The 11295-nt window shown below is 70.5% G+C and carries 10 protein-coding genes; 4 read left to right on the plus strand and 6 right to left on the minus strand.

Going from position 1 to position 11295, the window contains the following annotated elements:
* Positions 1–35: 35 nt before the first annotated feature.
* On the minus strand, positions 36–1472 hold the full coding sequence (locus OG758_RS43425; RefSeq protein WP_326714922.1) for a M20 family metallopeptidase: 1437 nt from the start codon (positions 1470–1472) through the stop codon (positions 36–38).
* A 173-nt stretch (positions 1473–1645) separates the two neighbouring features.
* On the opposite strand from OG758_RS43425, the gene OG758_RS43430 reads away from it, so the two are divergent.
* The 4 genes from OG758_RS43430 (at position 1646) to OG758_RS43445 (ending at position 4914) form a co-directional block, all read left to right on the plus strand.
* Positions 1646–2551 carry a LysR family transcriptional regulator gene (locus OG758_RS43430; protein WP_326714923.1) on the plus strand — a complete coding sequence of 302 codons (906 nt, stop codon included), beginning with the start codon at positions 1646–1648 and terminating at the stop codon, positions 2549–2551.
* A gap of 230 nt (positions 2552–2781) precedes the next feature.
* Positions 2782–2967 carry a hypothetical protein gene (locus OG758_RS43435; protein WP_326714924.1) on the plus strand — a complete coding sequence of 62 codons (186 nt, stop codon included), beginning with the start codon at positions 2782–2784 and terminating at the stop codon, positions 2965–2967.
* Positions 2968–3083: 116 nt separating this feature from the next.
* A complete protein-coding gene (locus tag OG758_RS43440; protein ID WP_326714925.1) occupies positions 3084–4151 on the plus strand; it encodes a maleylacetate reductase in 1068 nt (355 codons plus the stop codon).
* A gap of 409 nt (positions 4152–4560) precedes the next feature.
* Entirely contained in the window at positions 4561–4914 is a 354-nt protein-coding gene (locus OG758_RS43445; protein WP_326714926.1) for a VOC family protein, read from the plus strand.
* A 233-nt stretch (positions 4915–5147) separates the two neighbouring features.
* Here the strand turns inward: OG758_RS43445 and OG758_RS43450 are convergent, their stop codons facing one another.
* From OG758_RS43450 to OG758_RS43470, 5 genes are read right to left on the minus strand one after another with little or no spacing between them, the layout of a single operon-like run.
* Positions 5148–6533, minus strand: a complete 1386-nt coding sequence (locus OG758_RS43450; RefSeq protein WP_326714927.1) for a phosphomannomutase/phosphoglucomutase — start codon at positions 6531–6533, stop codon at positions 5148–5150.
* A complete protein-coding gene (locus OG758_RS43455; protein WP_326714928.1) occupies positions 6517–8139 on the minus strand; it encodes a glycoside hydrolase family 13 protein in 1623 nt (540 codons plus the stop codon). Before OG758_RS43455 ends, OG758_RS43450 begins: the two co-directional genes overlap by 17 nt.
* Complete coding sequence (locus OG758_RS43460; protein WP_326714929.1) at positions 8136–9365, minus strand: Gfo/Idh/MocA family protein; 1230 nt, start codon at positions 9363–9365, stop codon at positions 8136–8138. Before OG758_RS43460 ends, OG758_RS43455 begins: the two co-directional genes overlap by 4 nt.
* Positions 9362–10441, minus strand: a complete 1080-nt coding sequence (locus OG758_RS43465; RefSeq protein ID WP_326714930.1) for a glycoside hydrolase family 130 protein — start codon at positions 10439–10441, stop codon at positions 9362–9364. Before OG758_RS43465 ends, OG758_RS43460 begins: the two co-directional genes overlap by 4 nt.
* A gap of 5 nt (positions 10442–10446) precedes the next feature.
* Entirely contained in the window at positions 10447–11295 is an 849-nt protein-coding gene (locus OG758_RS43470) for a carbohydrate ABC transporter permease (RefSeq protein WP_326714931.1), read from the minus strand.

An 11295-nucleotide genomic window follows, 5' to 3' on the forward strand; every position in this document is an offset into this window, starting at 1 on the left:
GGGGTTCCTTCCGGTGGGCGCAGCGCTGGTGGGCGTCAGGCGGAGTGGTCGGCGGGGACAGGGTGGTTGAGCCCGGCGCGCGCGGGGAGCGGACGGTCGGCCGAGGGATTGCCGAGGGTGTGGAACAAGGTGGCTGCCAGGACGACGCCTTCGCGGGCGATCGCGGAGAGCATGTGCTCGTCGGGCGCGTGCTGGAGGCACCCCGGGTATGAGTGCGGCAGCCACAGGGTCGGCAGGCCGAGGATGTCCGTGAAGACGTGGTTGGGCAGTGAGCCGCCGATGTTCGGGAGGACGGCGACGGGTTCGTCGGTGACCTGCTCGAGTGCTTCCTTGGCCCAGAGCAGCCACGGGTCGTCCAGGGCTGTACGGCTGGCGGCGAAGTTGCCGAGTACGGTCACGTCGACCATCGGGTATCCGTGGTCGGTGAGATGCTCGGTGACGATCTCCCGGGCCCGGCTCACATCGGTGCCCGCGACGTAGCGCAGCTGCAGGACGGCGCGTGCGCGGCCGGGGATCGCGTTGACGGGACGGTCGATGTCGGCCGAACCCAGTGACAGGACCTCAAGGGTGTTCCAGCCGTAGAGCCGCTCGGCAGCGGTCAGCGTCGTGTCACCCCAGCCCTCGTCCGGAGCGGGATCGCCGGGGCTGCCCGCGACCACGACATCGGTGAGTGCCTCGCGAACGGGGGCCGGGAGTTCGGACGGCAGCAGCGCGGGTACCTGGATGCGGCCGTGTCCGTCGACCAGGCTCGCGATCGCGCCGGACAGGGTGGTGGCGGGATTGCGGATGACGCCACCCCAGTTGCCCGAGTGGTACGCGTCGGGGCGCAGGTCGACATCGAGCATGATGCCGACGCCTCCGCGGGATCCGAGGAACAGCGTCGGCGTCGTGGCGTCCAGACGTGGACCGTCCGAGGCGATCAGGACATCAGCCTGCAGCTCCGCGCGGTGTGCGGCGGCGAATTCTGCGAGTCCGGGCGAGCCGACCTCCTCGCCGGTCTCGAACAGGAAGGTCAGGTTGAAGCCGAGCGACCCCTGCTCGGCGAGCAGCAGCCGCAGTGCCGCGATGTTGGCAAGGTGCTGCCCCTTGTTGTCGGCTGACCCGCGGCCGTACCACCGGTCGCCCTCCGCGATGAGGGTCCACGGATCCCGGCCTTCGCTCCACCGGCCGGCCTGGCCGTCCACCACGTCCGCGTGGCCGTAGCACAGCAGTGTCGGGAGTTCGGGGGACTCGACGCGTGTGCCGACGAGGAACGGGCCGCCGGAGGAGTCCGGATTGACGTACTCGGTGACGGAGCAACCGAGTTCGGTCAGGTCCGGTACGAGAACCTCATCCAGGTATGCCTTAATGGCAATGCGGCCTTCAGGTCGGCTGCTCTCGGTGGGGTAGGCGACCATCGCGCTCAGGTCGGTGAAGTAGGCGCCCGAGTCGACGTACTCCTCGGCCTTCTCGACCAGGCTTTTGGGGATCACTGAAGCTTCTCCTGATGGTGGCAGCAGTTGTGGGTGACGTGCTGGCTCAGGAGCGTAGGGCGGTTTCCGGGCGGCGACTATTGCCGTTTGTGGCACCCTGCGTTCTATTCTTGGCAAACCGGCGTCCACGCCAGAGGGCGCCACCCAGCTGTCCCGGAGGCACGATGCAGCTCATGCCGGTGAGCCTCGCGTACTTTCTCGAGGTCGCCCGGACGGGATCGGTGACCGAGGCCGCCCAGAAGCTGCAGGTCGCTCCCTCCGCGATCAGCAGGCAGATCGCCAAGCTCGAGTCCGGGACGGGAGTGGTTCTCTTCGTCCGACATCCCCGAGGGATGACGATGACCGACGCGGGATCCCGGCTCCTGGCCCACGCCCGCCGCAGCGAAGCCGAATCGACCGCGCTCGTCAACGAGTTGAGGACCGGACGTGGGGCCGATATCCACCACATCAACGTGGTCTGCTCGGAGGGATTCGGGCGTCGCGTCCTGCCGCGCGCGATGGCGGCCTTCCGGCGGGACCACCCAGAGGTGACCTTCCGGCTCGACGTCGTACCCCGCCAGGAGGCAACCCGCCGCGTGGTCGAGGGCATCGCCGATGTCGCGGCCACCTACACGATGGGTCCGCAACACGACGTACGAGTGGAATGCGCCGTCGTGATACCCGTGGCCGCCGTCGTGCCTCTGGATCACGAACTGGCCGGGAGGGATCGGATCAGCCTGGCGGAACTGTGCGAGTACCCCCTCGGTATCGGTTCGGTCGGGACCAGTCAGCGCGAACTCTTCGATATCGGTGTGCAGTTGGAAGGCCTGACGGCCCGTCCGGCACTGGTGTGTGACGGACTCGCTCCGCAGTATGAATTCGTCCGCTCCGGAGGCGGCGTCGCACTGGTCGGCGACCTCGGTGACCTGCACCAGGACTCGGCGACGGAGGGGGTCACCCATGTACGCGTCGACCACCCGGTCTTCCGCCAGCGCGAGGCGCAAGTGCAGACCATGTTGGGCCGACGGCTGCCGTGGGCGGCAATGGAGTTCACCGCATTGCTGGTGTCGCTCTTGGACCCGCCGAAGCCGCGGAACTGACCGCGGGCCGGCCTCCGCAAGCCCGCGACGCGGCGTCGGCCCGTTCTTCGTGGACGGCACCCCGGAGATCCCCATCGGCGGCTACCTGGCGGGCGGAGCCCCAGGTAGCGCCCACCCCATACCCGATCCCGCACGACGGACCGGTCGGTGAACTCCTGGAGAAGACCGGACGCTCCCCGCTGCGCGCCTCCCATCTGCACTTCAAGGCGACGGCCCCCTGACTGCGCGCCGTGATCACTCGCATCTTCGTCGAAGGCGACCAACTGCTCACGCAGGACGCTGTGTTCGGCGTCAAGGAATCACTCGTCAAGAGGTTCGACCGGCAGGCACCCGGCACACCGGCCCCCGACGGCCGTACCCTCACCGACGTGAGCTGGACCCGCGTCCGCTTCGACATCGCGCTGCGGCGCGCGTGACGCGACCGTCGGAGCAGGAATCGGAGCAGGAATCGAAGCAGGAATCGAAGCAGGAATCGAAGCAGGAATCGAAGCAGGAATCGAAGCAGGAATCGGAGCAAGAAGGAGAACGACCCATGCGATTCGAGCACGAGACGCTGCCGCAGCGTGTCCACTTCGCCTCCGGCGACGCACGCGCGGCCGTGCGCACCGAGGTCGAACGGCTCGGCGGCGCGCGCGTGATGGTCATCGCGACGGCACGCGAAGCCGAACGGGCCAAGGCCGTCACCGCTGACGTCCCCGTGGTCGTGCACCACGACGACGTGGCGATGCACGTCCCACTCGCCACGGCGGAACGCGCCCGGGCGGCAGCGGCCCGGCACGACGCGGACGTGCTGGTCTGCGTCGGTGGCGGCTCGACGACCGGCCTGGCCAAGGCCGTCGCGCTCACGTCGGGGCTGCCGATCGTGGCCGTGCCGACCACGTACGCGGGGTCGGAGGCGACCAGCATGTGGGGACTCACCGAGGGTGGCCGCAAGACGACGGGCGTCGACGCCCGCGTGCTGCCGCGCGCGATCGTCTACGACGCGACGCTCACCCTCACGCTTGCCGTGCCGATGAGCGTCGCATCCGGCCTCAACGCCCTTGCCCACTGCATCGATTCGATGTGGGCCCCGCGCACCGACCCGGTCGACCAGGCACTGGCAGGGGAAGGCATCCGCGCGCTCACCGCCGGGCTGCCCGCAGTCGCCGCCGGCCCCTCCGCCATCGAGGGCCGCGAGCAGATGCTGTACGGGGCGTACCTGTCGGCGGTCGCGTTCTCGTCGGCGGGGTCGGGCCTGCACCACAAGATCTGCCATGTACTCGGCGGCCGCTACGACCTGCCGCACGCCCAGACGCACGCCGTCGTCCTGCCGTACGTCCTCGCCTACAACGCCCTCGCCGCACCGCACGCCGAGCGCAGGATCGCGGAGGCCTTCGGCACGGGCTCGTCGCTCGAAGGACTGCAGCGGCTGCGCCGGGCCGTGGACGCGCCGACGGCATTGCGGGACTACGGCCTCGGCGAGCCGGACATCGACGACGCGGTGCCGGCGATCCTGGAGGCGGCCCCGGCGGACAATCCCCGTCCGGTCACAGCCGACGGCGTACGAGTGTTGCTGCGCGCGGCGTGGGAGGGCGCGAATCCGGCGACGGCGGGTGTGTGACCTTGGTCAAGACATACAGGCGTCCCTGAGCGACCGTGAGTTTCCGACCCGTGGTCACCCATGGTGATCCATGTCCTGGTCGCCGACGACAGCGAGATTGCTCGCCGGGGACTGAGCGAGTTCCTTCCTCGGCAGACGACATCCCTGGCGAACTTCTGACAGAGCTCCCCGGGCGCAACCGCCGAGGGCGGACCCGGAATCTGAAACACGTGGTGGACGGCCGACTCGAGTGCTCGATCAGCCTCTGACGGTTTCACCGTCTCACCCCAGAGTCCGCCGGGGAGTTGGGCGCACGTCGTACACAATGCTCCGTGAAGGGTCTTTGGAATCAGGGGTCATCCATCCAGAGGTGAAGCGGCCGATGGTGTGGTGACGGCCCGCCCGATCGCAGTCCTGGCAAGATGGCGGCATGGAACGTGTGCTTGGAATCGGTGGGTATTTCATGCGGGCCGACGACCCGGCGGCCCTGACCGCGTGGTATCGCGACTGCCTGGGCCTGGACGCCGATGACAACGGCCTGTGGCGTCAGGGGGCCGGGCCCACGGTGTTCGCGGCGTTCGAGTCCGGGACCGACTACTTCGGGTCCCGTGCCCAGCAGACCATGCTCAACTTCCGGGTCCGCGACCTGGACGCGATGCTCGCGCAGTTGCGCGCCAAGGGAGCGGACGTGGCCGAGGACACGCAGGATATGGAGGGTGTCGGTCGGTTCGGCTGGGTCACCGATCCTGAGGGCAATCGGGTCGAGCTGTGGCAGCCGGCCTGACCACGTCTTCGCGCAGGCGGTGACGTAATGGTCGACCAGCATGCCCCGACCCCGAGCGTGGGAGGCTCGGGTTCCTTCTTGGTGGGGGAGTGAGCGGCGAGGGGTCGGGTTGCACCGCATGGGCTGGGGTGGAGCCGAGTAGTAGTTCGGCGCCCGGCCACTGCTTTCGACGGCGGTGCGGACTGGTGTCCGAGGGTGCGTCGTCGTCAGGGCCTCCTCCATGACTTGTGGGCTCAGGCGCGGATCGTCGCCAGTACCTCGTCTCGGAGGGCGCGCATCGCCGACTCGGTCGGGGCTTCCACGTTGAGTCGCAGCAGCGGCTCCGTGTTCGAGGGGCGGACGTTGAACCACCAGTCGGTTCCGCTGACGGTCAGGCCGTCGAGGTCGTCGAGCGTGACGTCTGGGCGGTCGGTCCACGCCGCGCGCACCGCCGCGGTGCGTGAGCTCGGGTCACCGACGGCGGAGTTGATCTCGCCGGAGGCGGCGTAGCGCTCGAAGCTGCTGGTCAGGTCGGACAGGGGGGTGCTCTGTGTGCCCAGGGCGGCGAGGACGTGGAGGGCCGCGAGCATGCCGGTGTCGGCGTTCCAGAAGTCGCGGAAGTAGTAGTGCGCTGAGTGCTCGCCGCCGAAGACGGCGCCGGCGCGGGCCATTTCCCGCTTGATGAAGGAGTGGCCGACGCGGGTGCGGACCGGGGTGCCGCCCGCCTCGCGGATCACCTCCGCAACCGCGCGGGACGTGATGAGGTTGTGGATGACGGTGGCCCCGGGATGCCGCGCAAGTTCGCGTGAGGCGACGAGCGCGGTGACCGCGGAGGGCGAGACAGGGTCGCCGTGCTCGTCGACGACGAAGCAGCGGTCCGCGTCGCCGTCGAAGGCGAGGCCGATGTCGGCGCCCTCGGCGCGCACGCGTGCCTGCAGGTCGACGATGTTGGCGGGGTCCAGGGGATTGGCCTCGTGGTTCGGGAACGTACCGTCCAGCTCGAAGTACATCGGGACGATGTCCAGCGGCAGACCGGCGAGAACCGTCGGCACGGTGTGCCCGCCCATGCCGTTGCCGGCGTCGACCACGACCTTCAGGGGGCGGATCGCCGACAGGTCCACGAGGGAGTGCAGGTACGTCGCGTAGTCGGCGAGCGTGTCCCTGGTGGTGACGACGCCCGTTCGGTCGGCCGTCGCCGGGGCGCCGTTGTCCGTCCACCCTTCGACCAGGGTGCGGATCTCGACGAGGCCCGTGTCCTGGCCGACCGGTTCGGCGCCGGCGCGGCACAGTTTGATGCCGTTGTACTGGGCCGGGTTGTGCGAGGCCGTGAACATCGCGCCGGGCAGGTTGAGGGAGCCGGAGGCGTAGTACAGCTGGTCCGTCGAGCAGAGGCCGATCTCGGTGACGTCGGCGCCCTGCGCGGTCGCGCCGCGGGCGAAGGCGCGGGCCAGGCCGGGGGACGAGGGACGCATGTCATGGCCGGTCACGATCGCGTCCGCGCCGGTGACCTGGACGAACGCGGCGCCGAAGAGCTCGGCCGTCGTCTCGTCCCACTGGTCGGGGACCACGCCGCGCACGTCGTACGCCTTGACGAGTCCGGACAGGTCGGTGCGGTGTGTCGCGTCAGTCGCGCGTGTCATCGGTGTCGCTTTCGGCGAGAGGGGCGGGGGCGGTCGGGTCGAGGAGCCACAGCGCGGTGTCGGGTGGCAACGTGTCGCCGTCGAACGGTCCGCTGCCGAGCGCCGGTCGGCCGGGCACAGCGAGTGAGGCGAGGTGCAGGGGCTCGGCGCCCAGGTTGACGACGCAGACCAGCGCGCCGCGGCGGAAGGCGAGGTGGGGGGCGTCGGGTGCGGAGAGCCAGGTCGGCGGGGCCGTCGGGTCCGGCGCCGGATGGCTGTGGCGGATCCGCAGCGCCGCCCGGTACAGGGTGAGCGTCGAGTCGGGGTCCCGCTGCTGCGCGGCGACTGTCAGGCCCGACCAGTCGTCCGGCTGGGGCAGCCAGGTGTGGTCGGGCGCCACGGTGCTGAATCCGTACGGTGCGTGCTCACCGGTCCACGGCAGCGGCACACGCGCGCCGTCACGGCCGCGCTCCGTGCGGCCCGAGCGTTCCCACAGAGGGTCGAGGATGCGGTCGATGGGTACCTCGACCTGGGGCAGTCCGAGCTCCTCGCCTTGAAAGAGGTACGCGGAGCCGGGCAGGGCCAGCATCAGCAGCGCGGCCGCACGGGCGCGCGCCAGGGAGCCGTACCGGGTGACCGGGCGGACCGCGTCGTGGCTGGACAGCAGCCAGGTGACCGCGCTGCCCGGCACGGCGAACGAGCCGTCGACGACCCGGCGCAGCTCCGCCGCCTCCCAAGGCGCCTCCAGGAAGGCGAAGTTGAAGGCCTGGTGCATCTCGTCGGGCCGGATGTAGCGGCTGAGGCGGGCCGGGTCGAAGACGGCGGATTCGGCGACCATCACCCGGTCCTGGGGTGCCACCGCGCCGGCGGGTGCGGGGTGGGTGTCGAGAAGAGCCCGCCATTCGCGGTAGAGCGGATGCAGCTCTTCCTGGTCGTAGTACGGCATCAGGTGGTTGCGCAGCGGGTCGGCGTGCTGGCCGGGGCCCGCGTCGGGCAGCCCTTCCGCCTTGAACAGGGCGTGGGCGACGTCCACGCGGAAGCCGTCCACGCCGCGGTCGAGCCAGTACCGCAGTACCTCGGTGAAGGCGCTCTGCACCTTGGGATTGCGCCAGTTGAGGTCGGGCTGCTCGGCGGCGTGGAGGTGGCAGTACCACTCGCCGTCCGCGACCCGGGTCCAGGCGGGGCCGCCGAACGCCGACTGCCAGTCATTGGGCGGCAGCTCGCCGTCCGCGCCCCGGCCGGGCCGGAACAGGTACATCTCCCGCTCCGCCGACCCGGGCCCCGCGGCCAGAGCCTCCTGGAACCAGAGGTGCTGGTCCGAGGTGTGGTTCGGCACCAGGTCGATGATGAATTTGAGGTCCAACTCGTGTGCGCGAGCAGTCAGTTGGGTGGCGTCGTCGCCCGTTCCCAGGTCCGCGGCCACGCCGGTGTAGTCCGCGATGTCGTAACCGCCGTCGGCCAGCGGTGACGGGTAGAACGGGGTGCACCATACGGCGTCCGCGCCCAGATCCTTGATGTGCTCAAGGCGTGCGGTCAGGCCCGGCAGGTCGCCGATCCCGTCGCCGTCCGAGTCGGCGAAGGTGCGCGGGTACACCTCGTAGCAGACCATGTCCTGCCACCAGTTCATGCGGAGGCTCCCCCGGAGACGGCCAGGTCGGAGGAGGGGACCCGCTGTTCGGTGCCGGTGGAGGCGGCGAGGGTGGCCGCCTCGGCGACGGCGACCGCGGCGAGACCGCTGACGGCGTCCGCGACCGGCGGCGTGCCCTCACGGACGGCCCGGACCAGATCGGCCACCGCGGCGCGCACGCTCTGCGCGTACACGTACGGCTTGCGGGCCTCGCCGCCCAGGTCGATGACAGCGGTGACGTGGTGCGGGACCGTGCGCTGCTCGCCACGCCCGCGGGCCGGGGCGGCGGGGCCGGCGTCCCGCTCGACGCGGACGGTGATCCGCTCCTCGCCGTGCGGCCGGAAGCCGTCGACGGACAACAACTCACCCAGTTGGTCAGGTAGTTGCTGCCAGCGGTGGGCGCCCGCCTCGTCGGTCCACGCCGAGATCTCGGCCCGCACGGGGATCCAGCCGCTGATCCGCGTCTCGGCGAACCCGTGGTCCAGACGCATGAGTTGACGCTCGGCGCGGTGGGCGTGCGTGAAGGAGTGCAGATGGGCGGCGAGGACGCCGCCGGGGTGGACGACGTCGGCGCTCACCATGTCGACCGGGCCTCCGGGCCGGGCCACGGCGGTCGCCCGCACGCTGACCGGGTCCGAGCCCAGCAAGGTGCGGGCGGCGTCGAAGAAGTGGACGCCGTGCTCGACGAAGATGCCGCCGCTGTGTGCCGGGTCCCAGAACCAGTGGTCGGGGCCCAGGTCCTCGTCGGAGGCGTCGTTCTCGAACAGGAACCGGCGCGGGGGTGCGAGCAGCCCCCGCTCGGTGAGGTGTCGCACGGCCCGCAGCAGCGGGTTGTAGCGCAGCACGTGGTCCACGACCAGGACGCGCCCGGCGAGCCGCGCCTCGTGGGCGACCGCCGAGGCGTCCTCGGTCGTGGTGGCGAGAGGCTTCTCGCAGAAGACGTGGCGCCCCGCACGCAGAGCGGTGATGGCCATCGCGGCGTGGGTGGCGGGCGGCGTGGCGATCAGCACGGCCGCCACGTCGTCCCGTCCGAGGAGCTCGTCGAGGGAAGCGAGCGCCGGGACGCCGTGCCGCGCGCCGAGCCGCTCGGCGCGGTCGCGTGAGGGGTCGGCGACGGCCGCGAGGCGCAGGCCGGGCAGTCCCGCGACGGCGTCCAGGACGAACTCGGCGAACCCGCCGCAGCCGACCAGGCCGACTCCGAGAGGTGCGAGGGCGCCGCCGGTCATGCCGTGCGCTCCAGGAGGGCGACGCCGATGTGCGCGTCGGCCATGCCGTAGAAGACGTAGAGCTTGCCGTCGATCTCCTCGATCGCCGTCGGGAAGACGACGTTCGGGACGGTGCCCGAGATCTCCTCCTCGGTCTCCGGGGCCATGAGCGGCTTGTCGGAGCGTGCGAGCACCTTCGACGGGTCGGCCGGGTCGAGGATCATCGCGCCGGCGGCGTACGACACCTTCTGGTTCTGCGCCCACGGGTCCTCGATGGATCCGGAGACACCGTGGTGGATGAGCAGCCAGCCCTCGGGCACGCGGATCGGGGCCGGGCCGCCGCCGATCTTCAGCGACTCCCACGGGAACTCGGACAGAGCCAGCAGACGGTGGTCGCGCGGGCGGGTCAGGGCGCGGATGTCGGCCTCGACCTCGGCGACCGGAACGTACGAGATCCAGATGCCGGGACGCTCGTCGGTGACACCGGCGGGCAGGTGAACGCCCTCGCCCGGACGGAACCAGCCCAGGTCCCACATCGGGCGGTGCAGCATCGCGTACGCCATCTCGCCGTCCGGGCCCGGGACGGGCTCGGGGAAGTGGACGACGTCCTTGTTCGGGAAGAGGTTGAGGTCGGTGTCCAGGTCGGCCTGGTACTGGAACTGGATCGGCCCGAGGCGGGTCCAGTCGGTGAGGTTCTCGGAGACGGCGAGCGCCGGCTTCGGGCCGAGCGGGCCGTAGGCGACGTAACTCATGACGTGCTTGCCGAGCGAGGGGACCCAGGTGATGCGGGGGTCCTCCACGCCGGCGTTGTTCTTGCCGCGCTCCCAGCCCTCGTCGGGGGAGAGGACGACGCCGCGGCGCTCGACGGCGCTCGGCACGCCCGTCTCGTCGAAGGTGACCTCGGCGAGGCCGACGCGGGAGACGTTGCCCTCGGAGACCAGGCGCGGCAGCAGGTGCAGCGTGCCGTCCGGGGTGCGGCCGGAGGCGGGGTTCAGGACGCCCTCGACCTCGTTCGCCTCACCGGCCAGTGGGGACATGACCACGCCCTTGCGCACCATGCGGTAGGGGATGGCGGTGGCGACGGTGGTGTTGCTCATGGCGATTAGCCCTTTACTCCGGAGTCGATGTCGGTAGAGGTGAAGTGGCGCTGGAACAGGAGGAACAGGGCCACCGCGGGGACGGCCAGCACACATGCGCCGGCCAGCAGGGCGCCGGCCGGGTTGGCGACCGTGCCCTGGAGGTTGGAGAGGAAGCTGGCCAGCGAGACGGCCAGCGGCTGCATGTCGGCGTTCTTCGTGACGAGGAACGGCCACAGGAACTCGTTCCACGGCCCGATGAACGTCAGCAGCAGCGCGGTCAGCACCGCGGGACGTGCCATCGGCAGAGCGATCTGCCACAGGATCCGCAGCTCGCTCGCCCCGTCGATCCGCGCCGCCTCGAAGAGGGACTGCGGCAGCTGGGAGAAGAACTGGCGGAAGAGGAACACAGCCGTCGAGTTGATCGCGAACGGCAGGATCATGCCGAGGTAGTTGTCACCGAGCCCGTAGTCGCGGACGACGAGCACGTACAGCGGCAGTGTGAGCAGCTGGAACGGGATCATCTGCACGAGGAGCAGTGCGGCGAAGACGGCGCCCTTGCCGCGGAAGCGCAACTGGGCGAGCGCGTATCCGGCGAGTACGCCGAAGACGAGCGTGCAGACCAGGACGCCGATGGTCATGATCCCCGAGTTGAGCAGGGAGCGGCCCAGCGAGATCGCGCCGTTGACGGCCGTGTAGTTGGCGCCGGTCAGCCCGGACGGGACCGCGGCGGACAGATCACCGACCGTCGTCCCGCGCAGCGAGCCGACGACCATGTAGTAGAAGGGGAACAGGAAGGCGACCGCACCGAGTGACAGCAGGATGTGGCGGACCGCGCTCCCGCCGCGGTGGCGGGTCTGCAGGGTGTCACTCAT

Source organism: Streptomyces sp. NBC_01474, from assembly GCF_035918215.1.
In the GTDB taxonomy this organism is placed as follows: domain Bacteria; phylum Actinomycetota; class Actinomycetes; order Streptomycetales; family Streptomycetaceae; genus Streptomyces; species Streptomyces aureus.